The 25101-nt window shown below is 48.9% G+C and carries 24 protein-coding genes and 1 riboswitch; of the genes, 12 read left to right on the forward strand and 12 right to left on the reverse strand.

From position 1 onward, the window contains the following. Positions 1-4 precede the first annotated feature (4 nt). Positions 5-1246 carry an EAL domain-containing protein gene (locus FHS17_RS31165; protein ID WP_167282976.1) on the forward strand — a complete coding sequence of 414 codons (1242 nt, stop codon included), beginning with the start codon at positions 5-7 and terminating at the stop codon, positions 1244-1246. Between the two features lie 5 nt (positions 1247-1251). On the opposite strand, the gene FHS17_RS29660 is transcribed toward FHS17_RS31165, so the two are convergent. Continuing rightward, the gene (locus FHS17_RS29660; protein WP_167282978.1) at positions 1252-1770 is read right to left on the reverse strand and encodes a GNAT family N-acetyltransferase; all 519 of its coding nucleotides are present in this window, start codon (positions 1768-1770) and stop codon (positions 1252-1254) included. Positions 1771-1874: 104 nt separating this feature from the next. Between FHS17_RS29660 and FHS17_RS29665 the strand changes: the two genes are divergently transcribed. Next, positions 1875-3092, forward strand: a complete 1218-nt coding sequence (locus FHS17_RS29665) for an MFS transporter (protein WP_167282980.1) — start codon at positions 1875-1877, stop codon at positions 3090-3092. A gap of 126 nt (positions 3093-3218) precedes the next feature. Here the strand turns inward: FHS17_RS29665 and FHS17_RS29670 are convergent, their stop codons facing one another. The 3 genes from FHS17_RS29670 to FHS17_RS29680 form a co-directional block, all read right to left on the reverse strand. After that, entirely contained in the window at positions 3219-3686 is a 468-nt protein-coding gene (locus tag FHS17_RS29670) for a C40 family peptidase (protein WP_208420633.1), read from the reverse strand. A 5-nt stretch (positions 3687-3691) separates the two neighbouring features. Further along, positions 3692-3849: riboswitch (cyclic di-AMP (ydaO/yuaA leader) on the reverse strand. A gap of 310 nt (positions 3850-4159) precedes the next feature. Further along, positions 4160-4981, reverse strand: coding sequence for a hypothetical protein (locus FHS17_RS29675; RefSeq protein ID WP_167282982.1), 822 nt, complete (start codon positions 4979-4981; stop codon positions 4160-4162). 129 nt (positions 4982-5110) lie between these two features. Then, entirely contained in the window at positions 5111-7117 is a 2007-nt protein-coding gene (locus FHS17_RS29680) for a M1 family metallopeptidase (RefSeq protein WP_167282984.1), read from the reverse strand. A 104-nt stretch (positions 7118-7221) separates the two neighbouring features. On the opposite strand from FHS17_RS29680, the gene FHS17_RS29685 reads away from it, so the two are divergent. The 5 genes from FHS17_RS29685 (at position 7222) to FHS17_RS29705 (ending at position 10812) form a co-directional block, all read left to right on the forward strand. After that, positions 7222-7746: a YwhD family protein gene (locus tag FHS17_RS29685; RefSeq protein WP_167282986.1), complete on the forward strand. Its 525-nt coding sequence runs from the start codon at positions 7222-7224 to the stop codon at positions 7744-7746. Between the two features lie 61 nt (positions 7747-7807). Continuing rightward, positions 7808-8449: an RNA polymerase sigma factor gene (locus FHS17_RS29690; RefSeq protein WP_208420634.1), complete on the forward strand. Its 642-nt coding sequence runs from the start codon at positions 7808-7810 to the stop codon at positions 8447-8449. Beyond that, complete coding sequence (locus tag FHS17_RS29695) at positions 8446-9000, forward strand: zf-HC2 domain-containing protein (protein ID WP_167282988.1); 555 nt, start codon at positions 8446-8448, stop codon at positions 8998-9000. Before FHS17_RS29690 ends, FHS17_RS29695 begins: the two co-directional genes overlap by 4 nt. Before the next feature lie 34 nt (positions 9001-9034). Continuing rightward, positions 9035-10183, forward strand: a complete 1149-nt coding sequence (locus FHS17_RS29700) for a hypothetical protein (RefSeq protein WP_167282990.1) — start codon at positions 9035-9037, stop codon at positions 10181-10183. Then, positions 10180-10812, forward strand: coding sequence for a hypothetical protein (locus FHS17_RS29705; RefSeq protein ID WP_167282992.1), 633 nt, complete (start codon positions 10180-10182; stop codon positions 10810-10812). Before FHS17_RS29700 ends, FHS17_RS29705 begins: the two co-directional genes overlap by 4 nt. Before the next feature lie 154 nt (positions 10813-10966). Here the strand turns inward: FHS17_RS29705 and FHS17_RS29710 are convergent, their stop codons facing one another. The 7 genes from FHS17_RS29710 to FHS17_RS29740 all read right to left on the reverse strand — a co-directional run bounded on the left by FHS17_RS29710 (position 10967) and on the right by FHS17_RS29740 (position 18521). Further along, positions 10967-11695 (reverse strand): peptidylprolyl isomerase, encoded by a 729-nt coding sequence (locus FHS17_RS29710; protein WP_167282994.1) that lies wholly within the window; start codon positions 11693-11695, stop codon positions 10967-10969. A 116-nt stretch (positions 11696-11811) separates the two neighbouring features. After that, positions 11812-12138 (reverse strand): cytochrome o ubiquinol oxidase subunit IV, encoded by a 327-nt coding sequence (cyoD, locus tag FHS17_RS29715; RefSeq protein ID WP_167282996.1) that lies wholly within the window; start codon positions 12136-12138, stop codon positions 11812-11814. Between the two features lies 1 nt (position 12139). Beyond that, the gene (gene cyoC, locus FHS17_RS29720; protein ID WP_167282998.1) at positions 12140-12766 is read right to left on the reverse strand and encodes a cytochrome o ubiquinol oxidase subunit III; all 627 of its coding nucleotides are present in this window, start codon (positions 12764-12766) and stop codon (positions 12140-12142) included. Then, positions 12767-14743 carry a cbb3-type cytochrome c oxidase subunit I gene (locus tag FHS17_RS29725; RefSeq protein ID WP_167283000.1) on the reverse strand — a complete coding sequence of 659 codons (1977 nt, stop codon included), beginning with the start codon at positions 14741-14743 and terminating at the stop codon, positions 12767-12769. 24 nt (positions 14744-14767) lie between these two features. Then, positions 14768-15757 (reverse strand): ubiquinol oxidase subunit II, encoded by a 990-nt coding sequence (gene cyoA / locus FHS17_RS29730; protein WP_167283002.1) that lies wholly within the window; start codon positions 15755-15757, stop codon positions 14768-14770. Positions 15758-15977: 220 nt separating this feature from the next. Beyond that, complete coding sequence (locus FHS17_RS29735; protein WP_167283004.1) at positions 15978-16286, reverse strand: hypothetical protein; 309 nt, start codon at positions 16284-16286, stop codon at positions 15978-15980. Positions 16287-16427: 141 nt separating this feature from the next. Further along, positions 16428-18521, reverse strand: coding sequence for a transglycosylase domain-containing protein (locus FHS17_RS29740; RefSeq protein WP_167283006.1), 2094 nt, complete (start codon positions 18519-18521; stop codon positions 16428-16430). A 152-nt stretch (positions 18522-18673) separates the two neighbouring features. Here FHS17_RS29740 and speE point away from each other — a divergent pair, with 152 nt between their 5' ends. The 4 genes from speE (at position 18674) to argS (ending at position 22401) form a co-directional block, all read left to right on the forward strand. Beyond that, positions 18674-19501, forward strand: a complete 828-nt coding sequence (gene speE / locus FHS17_RS29745) for a polyamine aminopropyltransferase (protein ID WP_167283008.1) — start codon at positions 18674-18676, stop codon at positions 19499-19501. Positions 19502-19668: 167 nt separating this feature from the next. Continuing rightward, complete coding sequence (locus FHS17_RS29750) at positions 19669-20196, forward strand: DNA-deoxyinosine glycosylase (protein ID WP_341805948.1); 528 nt, start codon at positions 19669-19671, stop codon at positions 20194-20196. Positions 20197-20275: 79 nt separating this feature from the next. Then, positions 20276-20716: a YwiB family protein gene (locus tag FHS17_RS29755; protein ID WP_167283010.1), complete on the forward strand. Its 441-nt coding sequence runs from the start codon at positions 20276-20278 to the stop codon at positions 20714-20716. 5 nt (positions 20717-20721) lie between these two features. Further along, positions 20722-22401 carry an arginine--tRNA ligase gene (gene argS, locus FHS17_RS29760; protein WP_167283012.1) on the forward strand — a complete coding sequence of 560 codons (1680 nt, stop codon included), beginning with the start codon at positions 20722-20724 and terminating at the stop codon, positions 22399-22401. Positions 22402-22948: 547 nt separating this feature from the next. On the opposite strand, the gene FHS17_RS29765 is transcribed toward argS, so the two are convergent. Then, positions 22949-24079, reverse strand: coding sequence for a S8 family peptidase (locus FHS17_RS29765; protein WP_167283014.1), 1131 nt, complete (start codon positions 24077-24079; stop codon positions 22949-22951). A 365-nt stretch (positions 24080-24444) separates the two neighbouring features. Between FHS17_RS29765 and rpoE the strand changes: the two genes are divergently transcribed. Then, positions 24445-25026, forward strand: a complete 582-nt coding sequence (gene rpoE, locus FHS17_RS29770; protein WP_167283016.1) for a DNA-directed RNA polymerase subunit delta — start codon at positions 24445-24447, stop codon at positions 25024-25026. The last annotated feature ends 75 nt before the right edge of the window (positions 25027-25101 follow it).

Consider the following 25101-nt stretch of genomic DNA (forward strand, 5'->3'; position numbering starts at 1 on the left):
GAGCGTGACGAACGACTGCTTATCAAATACGACGATACCGCAGACATTAGAGCTCGAGGGCGAGCAGCTGTCTGCCTTCTATCAGCCGATCATCGCGCTTGATACGAGAAAAGTAGTTGGCTATGAGGTGCTTGGAAGAGCCTGCAAGGATGATGCTGTCCGCAGCTTGGGTCCGTTCTTTTGTGATCCAACGGTTCCGTTAGAGGACCATATTGCAGTGGACCGCATTTTACGCGAGCAGGCTTTCCAGAAAATCGCAGCAACGGACCAGCCTCCAATGCTGTTTATTAATTTAAAGCCAAACTGGATGCATCACGGTATGCAATCCGGGGAGCTCTATACGCTCTCTCTGCTCGACAAATACCAGATCGACCCGAGCAGAGTTGTCATTGAGATCACTGAAGAAAGCTTTAATGGCGAGGTGGATGAGCTGCGCGAGGTTATTGATATGTACCGTGCCAAAGGCTGCCTCATCGCAATTGATGATGTAGGCAGCGGCTTTAGCGGCATAGATCGGATTGCGCTCATTCAACCGAATATCCTGAAAATCGACATGCATATGCTGAAACGGAGTGCGAACCACGACGGTTATCTTGGTACATTGCGCTCCTTCTCGGCGCTCGCTGATCAGCTTGGCGCATCGCTGCTTGCGGAAGGTGTCGAGACTAGGCAGGATCTGGCGAGAGCGATGCAGGCAGGTGTCCGGTATGTGCAGGGCTTTTTATTTGCAAAGGCAGAGCCGGATTTCGAGCAGCCGTTTCGGTTTTCTTCTTTATTAGAAGAAGAGCTGGAGGCACATCGGCAGCTGCAGCTCTATTCGGAGAATTATTGGCGGTATTTGTCGGACAGGCTGGCAGGCAGGGTTGACCGGATTGGTCATCTGGAGGAGCTGGAAGAAGAAGATAACGAATGGATCGTCAGACTACTGCAGGAGTTGGACAGTAACTGTATCCGTGTCTACCTGTGCCGAGATGACGGTATTCAAATTTCGTCCAACTATTCCAGAAGGCCAGTTGATGGAAGCTGGCGGCGGGAGGATGAATATTGCGGAGCGAATTGGAGCTGGCGCCCGTATTTTGTTCCCAATGTGGTACAGCTTAGCGAGAAACGTCGTTCTATAGTATCGCGAGCCTATACCGACCTCGATTCGAGAGCATGGATCAGAACCGTATCGGTATTGGCTAAACCCGGCATTATTTTATTCGTGGATATGAAAGATCCTGAGCCTGACTATTATCGCTTATAGGGATATTAAGGGGAGGAGTGGTACACCATACAATGGAACTCTGCTGGTCCTTCCGGCGTCTGTCTTACATAAGTATCGTCAACAATGAAACCTGCTCGTTCATAGGTTCTAATCGCTCGAACATTCCAGGTTAGCACCTCAAGATCGATACTATTCTTGGGAGCTCTATGAATGGCTTCACGGGTAATTAATCGGGTGAAGTCCGTTCCTATACCTCTGCCGCATAGGGCAGGATGCAATCCAAGCCCGAGGCGTGTTACACCAACAATGGGGAAAAATTGTGCAAAACCAATGAGCTCCTGTCCGCGATTTAAGACAGACGCATATTGCATACGCCGCAGGACTGGATCACCGAATTCGATCTCGTCCTGCTGCATAATGTCCCAGGGAGGCCAGTGGTATAGGTCATACGGTGATTCGTATTGCCATTCACAGATCTGTTTGGCATGCTCCATTTCCATTGGCTGGATAGTCATGTCCACCAAGGATCGTTTATAATAAAGCTCATCGGAAAAATTAGTCATTTGTATACCCTCAACATGAATCAATAAGTTTTTTTACCATTATAACATTCACTTATCGACTTCATTCGGATTTGGCTGAAGGATATCTAAGGAGAACTTTTACGATGCGCAAATTAATAGCACTGGGCTGTTTGTCTTATCTCGTCATTGGATTAGCTCATGTCGTGGGCGGCTCGGTCATGGAGCAGATGCTCGATAAGTACGACTTGTCTTATGATGACGGCGGGCAATGGATGATGAATCAGTTTCTTGGTTTTTTGGTGGGTGTCTTGATCTCTCCATTTATTACGTCAAAGGTTGGAAAAAGAGGGGGAGTGCTTCTCTCATTAGGCCTTCTAACCCTTGGTGAAGCAGCCTACAGTCTAACTCCGGATTCCTGGGGGCTGATGCTGTTCATCGCCTTGTTCGCAGGCTTTGGATTTGGGATGACAGAATCCGTTATCGGAGCAATGATCATTGAATTGGCAGAGGAGAACGGGAAGGCTAATGCGATGACCCAACTGGAAACGTTCTTTGGCATCGGGGCCTTCTTAATGCCGACCATGGCTAGTATATTGATCAAATATGATATTTGGCAGGTATCCTTCCCTATTTTATCTGCTCTTGCCGGCATAACCTTTATCTTATGGATGACGCTATCATTTGGATCGATAGATGACAGGATTGGTTATCATGGCAGAGCGAACAAGGAACATGTGGAGCGGGAGACCAGTGCACCACGAACAAAAGGATGGTTTGGTTATAAGAGAGCAGCCCTTCCGTTCTTGCTGCTGTCAGCGTTATTCTTCGTCATCTATGTTGGGGTGGAGATGAGCTTTTCCAACTACCTGCCGTCTATTATGATTGAGCGGTCCGGCATGACGGAGGCGAGCGCACCTTCCACGTTAAGTCTGTTCTGGGGCACCATGATTCTTGGCCGGCTATTCGCTGGACGTCTTGCGGATCGTGTCGGTTACTTCCGCTACCTGTTTGTCGCCATTGCAGGAGCCTGTATTATCATTCTTGCGATGGGAGCGGTTGGCCAGTTAAGCGGCATGCTGGTCCTTGTAGGATTAAGCGGATTGTTCTTCTCTGGTGTATTCGGCATTGCACTCGTATTTGCGAATGGACTTATTCCAGGTATGACAGAGCGGACGACCAGTCTGCTTGTCGCTTGCGGCGGGATAGGCGGAGCGATCTTTCCGAAATTGACGGGATGGATGATGGACAGCTATGGTGCAGACCGTACGGTCTGGATTCTCGGAGCGTTTATTATAGCGATGTTTGTCGTCTTGCTTGCGATGCTGGCGTTAGGCAGGCGGCAGGCGGCGGCAGTGTCTTAGGCAACCTAATCCGAATAGCAACAAAAACAATAAAGCCGCAAGCGGTTTGTCCAGTTGGACAAGCAGCATGCGGCTTTATTGTAGGAATTTTGCCTGCCGCTTCAACTGAAGCGGGCCCGCTCAATTCTATTGTTCGTCGGCATATTTGGTGAAAGTAGTAGGGTCCATGACACGTCGAGCAGTCACATACCGATTTACATAATATGAATCGCTGAGATTGCTGATCGTAACGCCCTTGCTGGACGAAGCGTGAGCAAACTTGCCATCTCCTACATAAATGCCGACATGAGATACACCACGACCGTTCGTGTTGAAGAACACGAGATCTCCGGCGATCAGATCACTCTTGGCGATCTTCTTACCTGTTTGTGCTTGCGAAGCGGATGTACGAGGAAGATCAACGCCCATTTTCTCGAATACATACGAAGAAAAACCAGAGCAGTCGAATCCTTTCGATGATGTTCCGCCTGCAACGTACGGCGTGCCAATTAAATCACTGACAATGCCGTCCATTTTGGAGTCTGCGAAAACGCTTCCAGCTTGGAAAGCCAGCATTAACGCAAGCCCAAGAATAAGTGCAGTAACCTTTTTCAAAACGGTGAAACTCCTTCCAATGCCGACGAGGTTAGCTGTGGGGTTCGGTTGAAGGATCCCTATGACTTCTCAGGCGCCGATCTTATATAATCGGACGTCGAAGTCAATTCACCCAGAGGTGGTTCCCCCGTTTCCAGTACAAGGAATTTGGCAGTGTAAATTATGTACTTGGTAACTATTCGGTAATTTTCGCTTATCTCCTCCCCAATCTGGCAAATTCTAATAATTCTCATGGAACCTTTTGGCTAATCCAAGCGGAAAAATGGATATCTTGCGGTTGGCCGCATTTTTATAGGACGCATAGACTAGCAGATTAGCACTATTCCGATTTACTAACTCTTTACTATGTGTTTTTTCTAGCTAATATGTTGATTTATTTGGAGAATGAAAGACAAGCCTTCCCGAAAAAACGCGAAAAACCCGCGCTACGACTAGGTCGCAGGGCGGGTCGCCTCTATAATTATGAGAAAATTTTAAACTTCCTTCGATCTCAAAATGTCGTATTGGGAGGCTAGAGTCCACACTTTCATCAAGGTACGGACAAGATGGTAACCCTGATGGACAATCAGGGCGATGAATCCGGCCCATACGAGAGAAAAGCTTGTGACAAACAATCCAATTCCCGAACCAATAGCCCACATTAAGAGTGATAAGCCGGCGAAAGGCAGCAGATGCTTGATCGCAACACCAAGCGATTGGAAAATACCGCCGCCTTTCTCACTTGTAGCGCCAAACTGCATGGCGAGGAAGAGGAGATGGAGCAGGATACCCCAAATCAACCAGCCTCCCGCAGCGGGAAGCAGCTGCTGCAGGAGATCTCCAATTGAACGACTGTGAAGTAATGCATCCAGTCCCCTAGGTGCCAGCCACCATGCAGGAGCAAGGGCGAGTAACGTCTCGATCCAGTAAAGCAGCGTTACAGGCTTCCATGCTTTTCGAATGCCCTGAAGGAACTGTGTACCTCCGGGTTCTGAGGCATGCTGCAGAGAGTATAACAGTCCTGCGTTAAACAAAGGGGAGAGGAGCATCCTTGCTGCGAATAAGCCGCCAAGCAGCCATAAGTATGGGGTAAGCAAATCCGTCTTCATGATCTGGAATTGAGCTTCACTCATAAATAGCTGGATCGCTGAATTCGCAGGGGAGTGATCAGGGAATCGCTGCAGCAGCGGCGAGACAACCGAATCGATAAACCGGTATAGGAAGAACCCCCACAGCAGCTGGTATAGGAATAGCAGTATGACGATATAGAAGTGCTTGATCGCGAGCCGCCAGCCTTGCATCATATGATTTTTCATTGCAAACCTCCTAAAAGAATTGCGAAGCAATTCTTACTTCGAAAGCATGGACTAAAAGAATTGCGAAGCAATTCTACTTCGTAAGCATGGACTTAAGAATTGCGAAGCAATTCTACTTCGTAAGCATGCCTACCAGCCCAGTAATCCGAGCAGTCCCTGGATAACGTTAGAGGCGCCAAGACTCCAGCGCGTACGTGTAACTTCCGATAAGTCCGCCTTCAAATAATCGTTAATATGTTTGTTGTCGAGCACGTTAGTATGCTGTGGATCAATCGCCACCCATTCAAGCGGGGAGCTATGGACCACTTTGTATTGGATTTGAGAGTCTTCCGGATCCCAGGTCTTCGGAATGGTTGTGCCATCCTTGAACTTCAGAACTACCGGAATCGGCCCGTTGTAGCCGCCATTACGCTGGATAAGCACCACTGATTCGTACATGGACGCTCCATCCTGTTCAACGGGTCGTACATTGATGGATTCTACTGAAATGTCTGCCATCTGATTGTTGTAGACATATTGGTCGAAGTAATTGGTCCATTTCTGCTTCGTGACCGATTCGACAACCCGCTGGAAGTCAGCGCTTGAAGGATGCTTGAACTTAAACTTTTGGAAATAAGTGCGCATGATCTTCTGCATCATTTTATCGCCAACCTGTTTCTCAATGCCGATCAGTACGAGCTTCGCCCGCATGTACACATTCTCCGCATAGACGTTATTGCTTGGATAAGCCCAGGAAGGCTGCTTCAGAGGTGCGGGAGCAGTCATATAGCTGGCTTCCAGAGGGAGATTCGCCTCAACGCCATATTCACTAGCCATCACTTTATCCTCAGCATAAGAGGTAAAGCCTTCATCGAGCCAAGCTTCTTCAAATTCATTCGAAGCAACCATACCGTACCAATACTGATGACCAACCTCGTGGATGACCGTTCTCTCAAGGCTGTAGCCAGGATTACTCGTCTCTGCCGCGAAAGCAGTCACCAAGGTTGGATATTCCATCCCTCCGGAGCCATTCGCCCCTTTAGGCGGGACAACAACGGATAGAGTAGAATACGGATACTCACCATACCATTGTCCATACTTAGAAAGCGCGGATTTGGCCGCATGCATATAACGATCCTTCAGCTCTGCGTGGGCGGGATCGAGATACAGCTTGATCCGGACACCCGGTATACCCGGCCCTGATAAGGTATCTTCATAGTAGACAAAATCCGGAGAGGCAGACCAGGCAAAGTCATGTACATCATCGGCGTAGAACTGATAGATCGCTTTGCTGTCCTTTTTCTCCACGGCTTTGGTCTGGAAGCCAGTAGCCGCAACAATGTAGGATTCCGGTACTTGAATACGAACGGAGTAAATACCGAAGTCGCTGTAAAACTCGGAGTTGCCATGATACTGGTGAATGTTCCAACCTTCCGATGTCCGGCCTCTTGTACCCGCTGTCTCATAAACGGCCAGCTTAGGGAACCATTGTCCTGCCATCACATAGTTGCCGGAGTAGCCCATACGGGCAAATACTTCTGGGAGCTTCACTTCAAAGCTCATCTGTAAGGTGACGGACTTGCCTGGCGCTACCGGTGCGGGAAGTTTAAGCTTGGCCAGCGTGAAGTCGTTTGGATTGTTGTCATCTGGTTGTACATAATGAAGCCGTGGAAGCAGGCTTTCCCCTTCCGTCGTTTCCAGTGTCTGCAGCTTCATATAGCCCTGACTGGCTTCTGTTGCCTTGTCCGAGCGCAGCTTGCCGCCAGACTCCTGCATAAACGTGGTTTTGTCCGACATGAAGGCATTCGGATAGAGATGGAAGTATAGCTCGGACACCGTTTTTTTGCCTGGGTTGGTCCAGGTAACGGTCTGCTGCCCGTCTAAGTACCGAATATCATCGCGAAGCGCAACGTTGATATGGTACTCGGTGACCCTTTTGCTAAGAGCCTGCGGCTTAGGCGCTACCTGGTCAGGTTGGGACGAGGCAGGTGGCTTGGCCGATTTTGGTGCAGAATCGGTCGCTGCTTTGGCGGCGGGGGCAAATGCATAAGTATATTGAGATTGCCAAGCGCGGCCGAAGCCCTGCTGGATAGAGAGGCCGAGCAGGACGGCGGTAAGCGTAAACAAGAGCAAACGTTTGACGTAGCGTGGAGACATGATACATTTCCCTCCCGTTGACAAGCATCTACAGCATGTATATGTTTGCTTTTCGCGGATTATTAGCTAAAATGGAATTATTGTACGGGGAAGGTGGAAGAGCTATGACAGAGCAGCAAGGACAGCCGGAACAACCGGAAAAGAAGGAAAAGAAGTCGCTCGCGCTTAACGTAGTGAGCAACAAACAACATAAAGGCTTTGGAGCCGGAACGATAGATTTAAGTGCAGTATCTTGTGTCATCATTGATGGAGGCGTTGCTTATATTGATGACGGCGCGATGCATGCGAAGAGTAAGGTGGAGCGGGGCATCAAGTTCACTCCGAACAAAGAAGACTGCCCGAACGGCCGGAAGTGCTGGATCGTATGGACAGCTGTAGAGCGTAATGAAGCAGGCGCTGTTTATTATGCAGGGGCAACAGCTTGTGAGATGCGGGTCGATACAGAAGCACGCCGCGGGTGGAAAATTCTCGCTGACCACGTGAACAAGCTTGATGCGGCAATTAAGCGTAAGTACAAGCTTGAGGAGCTTGATGCAGAAGAGAAAGCGGCTTTCCGTAAGCTCCTGATCGAGCATAACGAAGAATGGTGGAACAACTCGCCGGAATCGCTTAAGGAAGCACTGGCTTAGAAGGAACGTCATAAAACCGGGGATCGTAAGGCTGGATGCCAAGCGAATCTCCGGTTTTTTTATGGGGAAAAATAATATTTTTGCAGAAGTGCAGGGGAGGGCGGTTAGACCGTCGTCTATTCTATCGGGAAGGGAGGAGAGCGAGATTCAAGACGAACAATGGATCACGGCCATCAAGAACGGCGGTCCTGAGGCGTTTCAATCATTTGTCGACGAATATGGGCCATATCTGTATCGAACCGTGTATGCGGTCATCCGTTCGCCGCATGATGCGGAGGACGTGACGCAAGAAGCGCTGTTGCAAATCTATCGCTCCCTCCCGGAGTTCCGAATGGACGGCCTCAAGACGTGGATTACCCGGATAGCCGTCAATAAGGCGATTGATTGGAAGAGAAGCCGAATGCGAAAGCCTGAAGAGCTAATGGAAAGTATAACTGGGCTGGAAGCAGAGGGCATAATGACGGAACGTGGACTACCTGTTGAAGCTTCTGTTATGGAACGTGAAGAGCAGCGCCATGTGCGAGAGCAGGTGGAGCAGCTGCCTGATAACTATCGTGAAGTCGTAACCGCTTATTATATGGAGAACAAATCGTATGAAGAGATTGCTGCACAGACCGGCCTGGAGAAAAAAAGCGTAGAGTCGAGGCTTTACCGGGCGCGTAACTGGATTAAGCGGCACTGGCGAAAGGAGGATTTCGAATGAGCATGGAACAGTCGTTCGGATTACATCTTAGGGCAGCGGATCTGGAAGCTTATGTCCGCAATGAACTGACTGAGCAGGAGCGGGATGGGGTCGAGCTGCACATCGCGGCATGTGAGCCATGCCTCATGCTGTTAATGTCAGCGGTAGAGGCGGAAGAAGCCGAAGGGCCTGTAGCCGCAGAGGCAGGGGATACATCGAAAACAACAGTAGATGTCCCCGATATGAAGAAGCTTGGGAAGCGGGTCATCGATATTCTGTTTGCAGAAGCGGCGAGGAAGAAGCCTATTATGCGTGCAGAGCCTGCTCGCCGCCAGTCGCTGCTGCAGCGTCCGGCGATTCACTTTACGGCTGCCGCAGCCATTACGCTGCTACTGCTGGGTACAGGGACGTTCAGCGGTATTTCTGCGAAGCTTGGTGAGCTTGACTCCCATTCTGTTCCTGTCGAGCAGACGATTGAGAAGGAGCAGCCGCAAGGACCAACCTGGTCAGACCAGATGGTCAATCGTACATCTTCGTGGTTCGATAAGCTTGAGAAGGACCGCTTCAAATAAGTAGGTATATATAATGAAAGAGAGGAAAGACGAAATGTCAAAAAATCCGGTTGTCGCTTTATTGTTGTCTTTTATTCCGGGCGTCGGGCATGCCTACTTGGGGCGGCCATTCCGCTGTCTGCTATATGGAGGGGCTTTCTTTGGTTCCTTAATGTTTTTATTCCTAGCTGTACAATCCGGAGATGGGGGGGGCATAGGCATATTCTTCCTCTTTACTGCCGCTCTCAGCTGGCTTATTAATATGGTTGATATGGTCGTGACGCTGCTGTCATCTAAGCCGCCCGCTGGACCGTACACCGAACGGGGAGATATCCCGTTTGACCCTGGATATATCGCATTCGAGCAGCAGCGGGAGAAGACAAGTACAGTACTGCTGTCCCTCATTCCGGGACTTGGTCATATGTCACTTGGTCTGATGCAGCGTGGCATCACATTCCTAGTCGCTTTTCTAGGGCTGTTCGCGATCGTTATCTTTATTGGCGTCGTTACCAACACCAGTGCATTCCTCATCTTCTTATTAGGACTGCCAGTTATATGGATCTACAGCATCTTTGACGCGATTCAACAGCTTCACCGGAAGCAGCGCGGCGAAGAGCTTAACGATCGTCCATTGTTCGAGGAAATCGAGAACCATATGGGCACTGGGAAGAAAAACAAGGTGCTTGCCGCTATTCTGTCGTTGTTCCCAGGAGCGGGTCATCTGTATCTCGGATTGCAAAAACGTGGTCTGCAGCTAATGGGCGGCTTCCTGATTGCTATTTATTTAATGGATTCGCTGCGGTTGTCGATCTTCCTATTCCTGATGCCGCTGCTCTGGTTCTATGCATTCTTCGATTCGATGCAGCAAATGTCGCGTTATGAACGTGGTGAGCTTAATGATCAAGCGGTTGTGGCGCAGCTTGCTCCGTATCAGAAGTGGATTGGCATTGGCCTGCTCGTACTTGGCATTTATTATTTGGGTGATCGGGTGATGGGTAACTATATCTCACAAACCTGGCCAGACATCTATGCGGAATATGTAAAGCTTAAGTACAACCTGCCAACGGCAATTGTAGCTTTCCTGATGATCGCCCTTGGCTTCCGGCTCGTATTTGGCGGCGGCAGCGGCAGCAGGTCTTATACTGCTCCTGAGCCTCTTCCTCCTCATCCCTCGGAGTTTACAGAGAAGGAGGGGGACCGATGAGAGAATGGCGCGTAGGCTCTTTATCGATGGGAATCACCCTGCTTCTGATCGGAATATCCATTGCAATATCGATCTGGAGTGGAACGGATGCCCTTCGTATGCTGCTGTGGGTGACGCCCGTCGTCTTCATTTTACTAGGAGCGGAGCTCTTGATTCACTTGAAGCTTGCAGGGAAGAAGCAGCCGGTTATGCGGTATGATTGGATGAGTATGTTCTATGTGGCGGTAATTGGGGGAGGCAGTTTAATGATGGCGGCCTTTTCTTCAACGGGACTGCTCGATGAAGTGCGTGATCAGCTGCAAATGACGGAGCGTACAGCAATTGTGCAGTCGGAGCCCGTAACCGTGCCGGCAGGCGTGAAGAAGATCGTGGTACAGTCGCTTCGTCCAATTCAGCTGGACCAAGGAGAAGGCCGCGCTGTTCAGCTGCTTGGACAGGTGCAGTACTGGTCACCAAAGCCGTTGAAGCAGCCGGAACAGATGGTTGCAACGAATATGGTGGGCAGCACGATGTATGTGCTTATTAATGGCTTTGAGCATAAGGATGGGGCGATTGGTTCGGAGAATATTAATCAGGAGTTGACCCTTGTTCTCCCGCAGGAGATTGAAATCGAGAAGCGGGGCTTCTAATATAGAAAAGGCAGTTCACTCAACTTGAGGGAACTGCCTTTTTTGAATTTCCACAATAGAATTTATAAGTTTCGAGAAACTGAAAACTGAAATTCTATTTGGCGATAAAACTACCTCTTACGCCCACCTTAGAGATGCTTCGATAGTGGTTTTCTCACTTCACCTTTTCAGGCTCTGCGAATGTCAGGCCTTTCAAATCTACGGTTGCCTTCTTGATTGCCATCGGTTTAACAGGAGTGGAACCTTCTCCTGTTTTCAAAGTTTCTTGATTCACGATTTCATCAACCGTTTCCATGCCTTCAATTACTTCGCCAAATGAAGCGTATTCGCCGTCCAGCGATGGCGCATCAGCAACCATAACAAAGAATTGGGAGCCACCGGAATCAGGATCTCCTGAACGGGCCATCGAAATGACACCACGTGTGTGCAGCAGATCGTTTTGGAAGTCATTGCTAGTGAACTCGCCTTTAATGGCATAGCCAGGGCCGCCCATGCCTGTGCCTTCCGGATCACCGCCCTGAATCATGAAGCCAGGGATAACGCGGTGGAAGATTGTGCCGTCATAAAAGCCCTTTTGCACGAGCGAAACAAAGTTGTTGACCGTGTTAGGAGCGATTTCTGGATATAGCTCGACTTTGAACGTTTTGCCGTTATCCATCTCAACTGTTACGACCGGATGCTTCTCGGAGCCTAGCAGCTTGTCCGGCTTAGGGGCTTTCGTTGATTCAGGGGTTGGTGTAGCTGTCGCATTAGATGCGTTGGAGCCGCTGGTGTTGTTCGTATTTGTGCTTGTTTTGCTGCCGCCGCCGCAGCCGGCAATAACAACAAGTACTGCTGCAGTGAGCAGCACGAGCAGCGGCAGGCGCATATTTCGTTTCAACATCGTAAGAATGCCTCCTCAAGGGTAGTCGTCCTAAAGAATATCATAACATAGCGGTCAAAATGAAAAAAAGCCCAGGCACTTCTCGTAAAGGAGAAGGCCGGGGCTTTTTACGACAATCAGCCTACTGCGTTGTAAGTCATAATCCAGATCGACCCTGCAATAATGGTGACCAGAATAACAAGACCAAAGATCAAAGCCATTACATTGTAGCGAGGTTTCTTATCTTCGCGCAGATGCATGAAGAAGAAGAGCTGGATAACGAATTGCAGAACGGCCATGATCAGAATGAAGATGATCGTAGGCGTTTTGTCCATCATGTCGTTCATTACAACAACGATCGGCAGAATAGTAAGCACAATCGAGAGTACAAAACCAATGACGTAGGATTTCAAAGAGCCGTGGGACTCATGTTCGTCATGTGCATGCGAATTATGGTTGGCCATCCTACATCACCCCCATCAAGTAAACGACTGTGAGAACGAAAATCCACACAACGTCGAGGAAATGCCAGTACAAGCTGATAATTGTAACTTTACGTTTCGTAACCGGATTAATACCACGTTTGCCGATTTGGATCATCAAAGCAATCATCCAGACCAGACCGACGGAAACGTGCAATCCGTGAGTACCAACAAGAGTGAAGAACGACGACCAGTAGCCGCTGGTGCTAATCTTGACGCCTTCATCAACCATTTTCAGAAACTCGGATACTTCAAGGAAAATAAACGATGCGCCAAGCAAAGCAGTAACAATCAACCAGCCAATCAGGCCTTTTTTGTTCCCCTTATGCATGAAGAGAACAGCGAGACCGCTTGTAAAGCTGGATGTTAACAAGATAAATGTCTCGGCGATAACGCCAGGCATCTCGAACATCTCATGCGGCGTAGGACCACCGTTTGTGCTGTTATGAAGCACGGAGAATGTTGCAAACAAAGTACCGAACAAAATAACGTCGGTTATAAGAAACATCCAGAAGCCAAGCACCTTGATCGATTCATGATCATGGTGATCGTCATGGTGGCCGTGGTCATTAGGACCATGGCCGCCATGTGGCGCTGCTGTGTGTGCCATTTAACGTACCCCCTTTAATGCTGCTTCGGTACGTTCGATCTCATCAACCGGAATGTAGTAGTCCGTGTCGTAATCGAAGGAACGAGCGAGCAAGCAGCATCCTACACCGATCAGGCCCGGAACGAGCATCCAAGTCCAGTGCCATACAAAGCCGAAGCCGGCAATGAAGAAGAATACTGACATGATGAACGGAATTCCCGAGTTTCTCGGCATATGAATTGGTTCAAGCGGTGCCAATGGTTTTGGTTCGCCGCCATTTGCAAGACGCTGCTTTTCTTCCCACCATGCATCTGAGCTCGAAACCTCAGGTAGACGTGCGAAGTTGTACATTGGTGCAGGCGATGGAATCGACCATTCGAGCGTACGGCCATCTCCCCATGCGTCGCCGCTTTTTTCTTTCTTCAAGAACTTAATGCTGTGTGCAATTTGCCACACTTGGAAGATAAAGGCTAGACCCATGATGAAGGCACCAATTGTCGATACGACGTTAAGCGGCTGCCAGCCCATGTCAAAGTTGTATTCGTTGAAACGACGTGTCATACCCATCAGACCAAGTGCATATTGCGGCATGAAGCACACGTAGAAGCCGATATTCCAAAGCCAGAATGCCCATTTGCCAAGACCATCATGCAGCTTGAAGCCGAACATTTTTGGCCACCAGTAGTAGAGGCCAGCGAAGTAACCAAATACAACGCCACCGATCAGTACTTGGTGGAAGTGGGCGATCAGGAAGTAACTGTTGTGGAACTGGAAGTCAGCAGGTGCAACAGAGAGCATAACCCCGGTCATACCGCCGACGACAAAACATGGAATGAATGCTAGCGTCCATAACATCGGCTGGGTGAAGGTAATCCGCCCGCGGAACATGGTAAACAGCCAGTTGAACACTTTTACACCGGTTGGTATCGCAATCAGCATCGTTGTGATGGCGAAGAACGCATTAACATCGGCACCGGAGCCCATTGTGAAGAAGTGATGGGCCCATGTAAAGAATGAGAAGAAGCTGATCGACATAAGCGCGAATACCATCGACTTGTAGCCGAATAGTTTTTTCTTCGAGAAGGTTGATACGACATCCGAGAACACCCCGAAAGCCGGTAATATAACAATATATACTTCCGGGTGACCCCACATCCAGATGAGATTGATATACATCATCGGGTTGCCTCCGCCGTCAAGCGTGAAGAAGTGTGCTCCCAGGTAACGGTCAATGAATAGTAAGAACAGCGTGACCGTCAGAATCGGGAAAGCGAACATAATGGTAATCGAAGATGATAGTACAGACCAAGTGAACATCGGCATTTGCATCAGCTTCATACCTGGCGCACGCATCTTCAGAATTGTAACAACAAAGTTAATACCGGACGCGAGGGAACCGATACCGGAGATTTGAATACCCCAGATATAGAAGTCTTGGCCAAGACCAGGACTGCCGGACAGCTCAGACAGCGGCGGATATGCCAGCCAGCCTGCATCGGGTGAACCCCCGATTACGAATGATACGTTGAACAGCATTGCTCCGAAGAAGAAGAGCCAGAAGCTGAGGGAGTTCAAATAAGGATAAGCAACGTCGCGCGCACCAATCTGGAGCGGTACGACGATATTGAAGAGACCAAACATAAGTGGCATCGCCATGAATAAGATCATGATAACACCGTGAGTCGTAAAGATAGCATTATAGTGTCCTGCATGCAGGAACTCTAGATTTGGTAAAGCAAGCTGTGTTCGAATCAGCAGGGCATCGACGCCCCCGCGGAACAGCATGAGAAGCGCTGCGATAACATACATGATACCGATTTTTTTGTGATCGACAGTTGTCAGCCATTCGGTCCACAACCAGCGCCATTTCTTAAAGTAGGTAAGTGCGATTACAATCGCTACCATGGAAAGACCAATCGATACCTGCGCGCCCAAGATAAGCGGGTCGCCGGTTATGAAGAAGTCATTCAGCATGAAGTCCATAAAATCCTTAAACATAGTGCATCTCCTTTCCTTACATTATTATTCTTGATCCGTTTGGGAAGAGTGGTTCATAGCTTCCATGCCATCCATATCATGATTCATGCTGGAAGTGTCATGGCCTCCACCTTCCTCATCTTTAACAGGACCGGATTTTGCACCATGATGAGGAGCAATAGCTCCGTTTTCACCAACATATTGCATAACAACTTGATCGAACAAACCTTTAGGGAAAGCCGAGAAGAACTGCTGATCCGAAGATCCAGGCTGTTTCAACTGCTCAAAACCTTCTTCTGTTAGTGCAGGTGCAGATGATTTGACACTTTCAACCCAGGATTTGTAGTCAGCATCAGAAGTAGCCTTCACATCAAAGGTCATCTTCGCAAATTGCTCACCTGTAAAGTTTGCACCCGAACCGAAGTATGTGCCAAGTTCATCGGCTTGAAGATACAAGGTCATCGCCATGCCGGACATCGCGTAGATTTGGCCGCCAAGCTGCGGAATCCAGAAGGAGTTCATTGCTTGATCTGCCGTAACGCGGAAGCGAATTGGCGTATCTTCCGGAATCTGAACGTAGTTAACGGTCGAAATACCTTCATCCGGATAAGTGAAGAGCCATTTCCAGTCAAGCGAAGTTGCTTCAATTGTAATCGGCTCTTTAGCCGATTCAAGCGGTTTGCTTGGCTCCAGATCATACGTGTATTTAATAGTAACCGTCGCCAGGATCGCGATGATGATGATCGGAATAGCCCACCAAATCGTCTCCAGCTTTGTGCTGTGCTCCCAGTTTGGCTGGTATTCGGCTTTGTTGCCTTTCTTGTCACGGTAACGCCAGACAATATAGGCAGTCAGGATCAATACAGGAACCAGAATGATCGCACACAGCCACACCGTAATCCAAATGAGATCCTTTTGTGATTCGCCCACCGGTCCTTTTGGATCAAGGACGAGATATTGATCGCCGCAGCCCGATAGCATGACGGCCATTAGCATAAGCATCAACGGAACCAGATAGCGGATAGACTTTCTCATTTTTGTTTCAACTCCTCAAGATTGCTTCTTGTTATTAAGATTAGCAGAAGTCGCTCAGAATAACTGCTGGCTTAACAATTACGTCAACAATTCGTCTTTTTTCTGTAATAGAATTTTCACCATATTGACAACTGTGGTTATTTTCCTTGGAAATTAACACACAAAAAACCGCTCCTCGTCAATATTGACGAAAAAGCGGTTCGTTAAAAGCAATTTTGGATTACAAAATATGGTTGGATTGATCGTCGTTCTGCTGGTCTTCCATCGCCTGATGGATTCTTGCATGTACGAGGCTGATCGCTGTACCAATTACATAAATGAACACGCTGCCGACAAGGCATCCGATACCAACCATTAAAGTGGTGTTCTTATCACTAAAGTGGCTGATATTGATGAGACATAACAACACACCCACTGTCAAAGCCGTCCAGGCAAAAATCGTCATTAAAGTAACAAGTCGCTTCACGTTTGCTGCTGTTGCTTCCGCATCCGACTTTACATTGCTTACCGTTGCTGTTTTTGTAGCCATCTTAAACACTCCCATAAAGTTTGTAAGTGCTTACTTCCTGATCCTACTATACCACAGTTTACGGCTAATGTTCAAAGAATTTTCACTTTTTGATCAAAATTTAGACAAATTCATCTGAATTCATGTGGTTTGTTTTTCCAATTAGTTCTTCCACCAACGCTTCAAGTCATTCCACCAGGTGCCGCCCTCTTCTTTGAGCTTGTTGTCCGCTTCGGTATCTTGGCCCGCCGGCCCGCCGCATACTTCGGTTGGTTCCGTTCCTGATACGAAGGACTCCAGCCGTTTGTTCGCACAAGTAGCTGCTGCTAGCTTGCCGCTCGTCGGATCGATGTATACGTTCACGACACCATCTGGGATCGGGAAGATCTTAGGTGGGATGGCGGATAACGCCTTCTCCGTGTATTGGGCGAAAATTGGAGCCGCGCGATGCGCCTCGGTTATGGTCAGCTTGCGATTCTTGTCATAGCCTACCCATACGGCTGTTGCCAGCTCCGGTGTGTAGCCAACAAGCCAAGCATCTGTAGATGTCGTGCCGGTTTTACCGGCTACGGGTCTTTTAATGAAGGAAGACACTCGGTTTGCTGTACCGCCTCCTTCGAACACACTCTCCATCAGACTGGTCATCACGTAGGCTTCGGATGGATTGATGACTTGCTCTTCTTGCCGCTCCGCTTCATATATAATATGTCCGTTTCGGTCTGTGATGCGTAAGATCGCAACAGGCTCGATTCGGACGCCATTATTAGCAATGACCGCAAATGCGGAGGCCATCTGGAGTGGACTGACTGGGAAAGTACCAAGAGCCAAGGAAGGAACCGGATTCATTGGACTTGTGATACCAAGCTTCCTGGCCGTTTCAATCACGCGGTCGGCGCCCACTGTCATAATGGTGTTTACAGCATAGATATTATCCGAGCTTGCTATAGCTGTACGCATATCAATGAAATCGTTGAAATACTTGTCATTGTAATTGCGCGGCTCATAGGTTTTGCGTCCTTCATCATAAGAGAAGGAGGTTGGTTCGCTCTTGAACCGGGTGACCGGCGTCATAAATCCGCTGTGCAGAGCTGTCAAATATAGGACTGGCTTAAAGGAAGAGCCCGGCTGCCTGGTTTCGGCGAGCGCTCGATTGAACTGATTTGTTTTATAATCCCGGCCGCCGACCATCGCTTTAATGTACCCGTTGCGGGGATCAATTGAAACAAGTGCCGCCTGCTGCTCTTCACTTCCGGCAAGCCCATTCTTGACCGCGTCCTCCGCAGCACGCTGCGCAGTAGGATCAAGTGTTGTATAGATCGTTACTCCGCCTTCATTTAATAGCTGTTCATTAATACCAAGCTTATCAACGGCAATGTAGCGAATATAATCGCGGAAATAGGGGGCAAAGCCCGCCTGCTCCCCGGAGCCCAGTGGCTGGAATGTTAATACTTCCTTGTAGGCGGCGTCGGCCTCATCCGGTGTAATATCGCCGGCTTCCGTCATTGCGCTTAATATGGTCAGCTGGCGGTCTTTTGCATTTTTCATATCCATAAAAGGGGAGTAATATTTTGGCCCCTTCGGGATGCCTGCAAGCATAGCACTTTCGGCTAGCGTTAATTCGGAAGCATGTTTATGGAAGTACAGCTGTGCGGCCGCTTCAATGCCATAGGCGCCATGCCCGTAATAGATCTGATTAAGGTAGAGACTGAGAATCTCGTCCTTCGAGTAATTCATCTCGAGCTGAACGGTATACATAGCCTCCTTCAGCTTACGTTGCCATGTTTTCTCATGGGTGAGATACAGGTTGCGAGCGAGCTGCTGGGTTAATGTACTGGCACCTTGTTTGGCGGACATGGTCTCCACGTTGACCAATACGGCACGGGCCATGCCTTTCATATCGAACCCATTATGTTCATAGAAACGGTGATCTTCAATCGCCAGTGTCGCATCCACAAGATAAGGTGAGATTTCATTAAGTGGTACTGAGCTGCGGTTCTCGCCTGTATGGAACGTATCAATCACCTGTCCCTGCAGGTCGAGCATGCGGGAGGTCTGACTGATTGACGTTACCGGCAGCGACTGGAAGCGCAAATAAAGAAACATGGACACAGCACCTAGCACCAGTATGGCAGCAATGGCGGCGGTCCATCGTAAGCTTTTTTTGAACCTCATAACATGAGGAAGAAAACGTTCGGTTATAATAGGAAAAGCATATTTGCGGCGCGGCTTGCCCGGCCTGATCTGCTGTTTTTTCATGATGGTGCTCCCTTCGCAAGAACGACCTTTTCCTTAGTATGGAAAAAGGTGGGGAACGATATTCATGTGAGGAAGCTAGAAAAGGTTGATTTTTCGCTCCGAACTACTATAATACATGGAGAACCATTGACGGAAAGAAGGGATTTATCGATATGGAATTGTGGTATACAGAAAAACAAACCGAAAACTTCGGCATTACAGCGAAGATTACTAAGACTTATGTAGACGAACAAACTGATTTTCAAAAGCTCGATATGATCGAAACGGAAGAGTTCGGCACAATGCTGGTTCTCGACGGTATGGTCATGACTACAGTTAAGGATGAGTTCGTGTATCACGAAATGGTAGCCCATCCGGTACTCTTCACGCATCCGAATCCGGAGCATGTGCTTGTAGTAGGCGGCGGAGACGGCGGCGTTATCCGTGAAATTATGAAGCATCCAAAAGTGAAAAAAGCTGTGCTCGTTGATATTGACGGCAAGGTTATCGAATATTCCAAGAAGTACCTGCCGACGATTGCAGGCGAATTGGACAACCCTCGTGTTGAAGTTCAAGTGAACGACGGCTTCATGCATATTCATGATCATAAAAATACGTATGACGTTATTATGGTTGACTCGACTGAACCTGTTGGCCCTGCGGCGAACCTGTTCACACGCGGCTTCTACCAAGGTATCTACGAGTCGTTGAAAGAAGACGGTATCTTCGTCGCTCAAACCGACAACCCTTGGTTCAAGGCTGACCTGATTCAAAGCGTTAACAAAGACGTGAAGGAAGTATTCCCGATCGTTCGCGTATACGGCGCTAACATCCCGACTTACCCAAGTGGTCTTTGGACATTCACAATGGGCAGCAAGAAGTATGATCCGCTTCAAGTGGATGAAGCTTCGATTACTGAGATCGAAACAAAATACTACACACCACGCCTTCACAAAGCGGCATTTGTTCTGCCTAAATTTGTAGAAGACCTCGTGAAGTAATAAAATAAGCGGCATACTCGCAGATGCGAATTGCCGATGGAAGAGGCGTCTTTGTGTCACCGAAGCTTTCTGTAAAGCCGAGGTGATGTGAGGCGTCTTTTTTATTTCCGGCGCGGCTGGTGTAGAATACGTAGTACGTAATTTTTGTGGTTAAGGAGAGGATTCGAGTGGAAGAAGCAGAGCGCATTTATTCTTTTCCGCCGGTAATTGACGAGCGTGCCCGTGTATTGGTGCTGGGGACTGCCCCAAGTGTAAAGTCACTGGAGCATCAGCAGTTTTACGGTCACCCGCGTAATTACTTCTGGGGGATGGTATACGGAATTTTTGGTGCCGGAGCGCCGGATGAGAATTACGAGAGGCGTCTCGCTTTTCTGCAGGAGCATCAAATGGCGGTGTTTGATGTAATTGAATCTTGTGAGCGGCCAGGGAGCCTTGATGTGAACATTAAGAACGAGCAGCCGAATGATCTGCCTGCCTTGCTGGCGAAGTACCCGGGTCTGAAGTGTTTTGCATTTAATGGAAGCAAGGCCTATGATACATTCCGCAAATATTTCCGCGATCATCCGGCGTTTCGGGATATTACCCTTCTGAAAATGCCTTCTACTAGTCCGATTCCCACGCAAAAGATGCGAAACCTAGAGGACCGGATCGAGGCATGGCATGCCATTCTCCCTTACCTGGATTTATCGGAATAGCTTACAATCGTTGAAATTACGGGCCTTCCTGTATATAGTAGTAACATACGAGAAGACTGGAGATATAGGAGTTTTTGTTATGCAAGATAGAATGGCAGTTAAGATCACGCTGACAAGTACCCAGGACGGAGAGTCCGTCGTACAAACGTACAAAGGGGAATGGTTCCGTAAGGAAAGATCGGTGTATATCCGTTACGAAGAACCGGTGGAAGGCAGCGCTGATCCTATTCGGACGCTGGTGCGCTTCCGCACGGACGAGCTGTCGATCACACGCCGCGGCGTTGTGGAGTCGGATCAGTTGTTCGTCCCGGGAGAAGTCAGACGAAGCGGCTATTACCGCTCCCCGTATACTTCGTTTCAGATGGAGACGGCTACAGCGTTTGTTGCGGTGAAGGGTGATGATGGCTTGGAGCAGCCATCAGCAGTGCCGCCTTTTACGATTGAATGGCAATATGAACTATGGATGAATGAACATTTGTCGGGCCGGTTCCATAATCGGCTCCATATACAGGAGGAGTAGGAGCAATGAGTACGAACGTGTTGGAACAGATGTATGAGAAGGTGAAGGAAGCGATTGCTGATGCAGCAGTAGCAGGTGGCCTGGCTGCACGCGAGGAGCTGCCGGCATTCGTGCTGGAAGTTCCTAAAGACAAAGCGCATGGCGATCTGGCGACTAACGCAGCAATGCAGCTGACTAAGCTGGCGAAGAAAAACCCTCGTCAAATCGCAGAGACGATTATCGCGAACCTGAACGGTGAGAAGTTCGGGATCCAATCCGCTGAGATTGCAGGACCTGGTTTTATTAACTTCCGCATGGACAAAAGCTATTTATATTCCGTTATCGGTGAAATTACAGCTGCAGGAGATAATTATGGCCGTACGAAGGAAGGGGCAGGTCAACGTGTAGAAGTCGAATTCGTCAGCGCGAATCCGACAGGCAGCCTTCATCTTGGTCATGCGCGTGGTGCAGCAGTTGGTGATGCCCTTTGCAACGTGCTGGATTTTTCAGGTTATGAAGTGACTCGCGAGTACTATATCAATGACGCCGGCAACCAAGTGAACAACTTGGCTCGCTCGATTGAAGCACGTTACCGTCAAGCACTGGGTCAAGAAGCTGAGATGCCGGAAGACGGCTATCACGGCGAAGATATCGTAGGCTTCGGTAAGCTGCTTGCGGAGCAGGAGGGTGACCGTCTGCTTTCGCTTTCCGATGAAGAGCGCTTCGCCTTCTTCCGCCAATTTGGTCTGGAGAAAGAATTAGATAAAATCAAGCGTGACCTCGGCCGTTTCCGCGTTGGTTTCGATATTTGGTACAGCGAGACATCGCTGTATGAAAGCGGTCAGGTTGAACAGGCGCTCGACACGCTGAAGGAGAAAGGCCAAGTGTATGAAGAAGAAGGCGCGACATGGCTTGCAACAATGCCTTATGGCGACGACAAGAACCGCGTCCTTGTGAAAAATGACGGCTCGTACACGTATTTGACGCCGGACATCGCATACCACCGCGACAAATTCAGCCGCGGCTATGACCGGATGATCAACATCTGGGGCGCTGACCACCATGGTTACATCCCTCGTGTGAAAGCTGCTATGGCTGCCCTCGGCAATGACCCAGACAAGCTGGTTGTGCTGATTGCGCAAATGGTAAGTCTGTTCCAAGACGGTGAGAAAGTGAAAATGTCCAAACGTACCGGCAAAGCCGTTACGATGCAGGATCTGATGGACGAAGTAGGCGTTGACGCGATTCGTTACTTCTTCACGATGCGCAGCATGGACTCACATCTTGATTTCGATATGGACCTTGCGATCTCGACTTCCAACGAGAATCCGGTCTTCTATGTACAATATGCGCATGCACGTATTTGCAGTATCTTCCGTCAGGCGGATGAGCAAAGCATTGCTCTCTTGCCTATTAGCGACATCGACTTCAGCAAGCTGAACTCCGAAGCTGAATTCGACCTGATGCGCAAACTCGGCGAGCTGCCGCAGGAAGTGTCGGAAGCTGCGGCTCAATACGCGCCGCATCGCCTTGTACGCTATGTGTATGAACTAGCTTCGCAGTTCCACAGCTACTACAAAGCAGAGCGCGTCATCACTGAAGACGCGGCTCAAACACAAGCGCGTATCGCCTTGCTCGGCGCTGTGCGCACAGTTATCGCCAATACGCTCCGCCTTATCGGCGTATCGGCTCCAGAGCGTATGTAATCGTTCCGCTCACACGGCGGCTCGGGCATTGCCGAATCGCCAATTATGACCGCTTAGTTTGCTGACCGCATTTATGTGGCTACGTGCTTCTCTATTACTGCCTGGTCTGCCTATGATGTATTTAATGCAGTATAATCGGTCCTTTTAGCTTCACTTAGCCGGTTATATTGCATTTTCTGCAGTATAGCAGCTCTGGTAAGGCATAAGAACGGCTATTACAACCCCACTATCCTGCAAGCACAAGAGCAATACAGCGTAGCAATAAGCCTGCCGCTGCAAACAAAGAGAAACCGTTCCAAGGGAAAGGGGGATACCCCCTCGCCGAGGAACGGTTTCTTTCTTTTTCTCCCAAAAGGATCGATGAGAGAGGAGAATGGTTAGGCAAGGCAAAGGCAATGTATCTCCTGGAGAAGCGGAGCGTCTGCCTTTGTGTACACTTTGCTACCTATGAGAATTGTTCAAGGCAAAGTGTACACAACAGCAGTCGGAAGGAGATACATGCCCCAGCTGAGCCAAGCCAAGCGCCAACATACTCATCGCACAAGCATCATCGGTCCGCCGCCCCCAACATCTTCATCACATCAAGCTCCCCCGTATACTTGGGAGCCTTTGTACTTCGAAGCGGCAGGTACGACTTCTTCAGGATCGCCTTAATCTCTGCGGGAGTTAATCCCGGCCTATATGCGAGCAGCAAAGCAATGGCTCCACTGACATGCGAGGTAGCCATCGAAGTTCCGCTCATTTCGTGATATTTGCCGCGAAGCCAGGCAGAGAAAATTTTATCGCCAGGCGCGTAAATATCGATGAACGTTCCCCTGTTGCTGAACGGGGCAATGCGCCGAAGCCTATTTGTAGCCCCGACGGATATCGTCTGCGGATATCTCGCTGGATAATCGACCGAGCGTCTTTTGCCATCATTACCTGAGGAGGCAACGACAATAACGCCAGCATTATAAGCGTTGTTTATTGCGTTAAGGAGAGCTTTACTGCGTGTTTTCATGCCAAAACTCATATTAATAATATGGACCCGGTTGCGCACGCACCAATCGATGCCAAGAATAATGTCGGAGACAAAGGCGCTTCCGTTATGGTCGAATGCTTTAACAGGGAGGATTTGTGCTCGAGGAGCAATGCCGATCATGCCCTGTACTTGGTTGGCTGCAGCGATGGTTCCGGCGATATGTGTGCCGTGTCCATTATCATCATGAGGCAGCATGCTGCGGTTGAGCAGGTTAATGCCGCGTGATAGCGACTGTCGAAGATCGGGATGACTGAAGTCTACGCCGGTATCGATGACGCCGATTTTAATGCGATGTCCTGTCGTTGTGCTCCATGCTAGTGGAGCTTTAATTTGCTGGACGCCCCAGGGTATGCCTTTTTCCAAAGGAATGGTTTTGACTGCTGTGTGAACAGTAATACGGCGGTCGTTCTCAATCCATACGCCGCCGGAGAAACCAGATAATGTTGCTTCGACAGGGAGCTGACAAGAAATTGCACGAATGATACGCATTTGCTTAACCGATTTGAGCTCAGGGGCAGTTGTCGATGCTTCAGACCACTCTTGCAGAAAGCGTCGATAATCCCCTTGCTGTTGAAATCGGATAATCCGATTTTTTGTCGTTTGGCCCGTGCAAGCCATCGTGTCCTTCAACCAATGGAGAAAAGCGGTGATGTCCAATTACGCGTCCCCTCCCGACGGACGATGCTGAACTATTGTATGAAACAAGGAGTTCGGCCGCATGAGCAACTTGCCTTTTTTCAGATAATTAGGCTTTGAGCCGTGTCAAAATCGAATGGCAAACATAGGATGAAGTAAGAGTTCTTAGGGACTCTTATCGCTCCGGTCCGCATTACTCATGCGCTGTCCGGATGGATACAGTCAAAGCGAAGGGACAGCCCTTCGCTTTTTTCTGTTTCGAGGCAGGATACGGGGACTTCATACAGCCGAGGGACGGCTTGCTTTTTTGAATAAAATAGGTTTTACTATACTTTGATAATGGTTAAGATTATGAAAGTGAAGATAGCAAGAAGGGATGTGTCCATATGAGCAGCGGCAATATTACATTGAAGCTCGATCCTGAGCGGATTAAAGAAATGCCTATGGTCGACTTGGCGTTTGAATTGTTGAAATCGGCCAATACGCCATATTACTACCGTGACCTGATGATGGAAATTGCGAAGGTTCGCAAACTGTCTGCGGACGGAGTTAACCAAGTAATCGCTCAAGTATATACGGAGATTAATATTGACGGCAGGTTCGCTTGCGTAGGAAGCAATATGTGGGGATTGAAACGCTGGTACCCCGTTGAGAAAAATGAGGATCCGATCACAAACGCTAAGCGTCCTCGTATCATTAATGACGAAGATGATGATGATGATCTGTTCGCGGACGAAGAAGAAGAAACGTACGCAGGTGACGAAGAAGATTACGATGTATTTGATGAAGATCGTGAATTCGGCGAAGCTGAGACAGAAGAAGAAGTTGATGAAGAGGTTAGCATCGAAGACGAAGAGATTGAGGAAGACGCGGTTGATGAAGAAATCGACGCTGACGCTGAACTTGACGGTGAGGATGCTGATGACGAAGATTTTGAAGACGACGAAGACGAAGAAGAAGAGAAATAATCGTCTTAAGCTGGGTCTTCTTTACGCTTGACAGTCGATAGACGGGCAGAGTAAACTATTGCATGGGCTTTAAGA

The organism is Paenibacillus lupini (genome assembly GCF_011761355.1).
GTDB lineage: Bacteria > Bacillota > Bacilli > Paenibacillales > Paenibacillaceae > Pristimantibacillus > Pristimantibacillus lupini.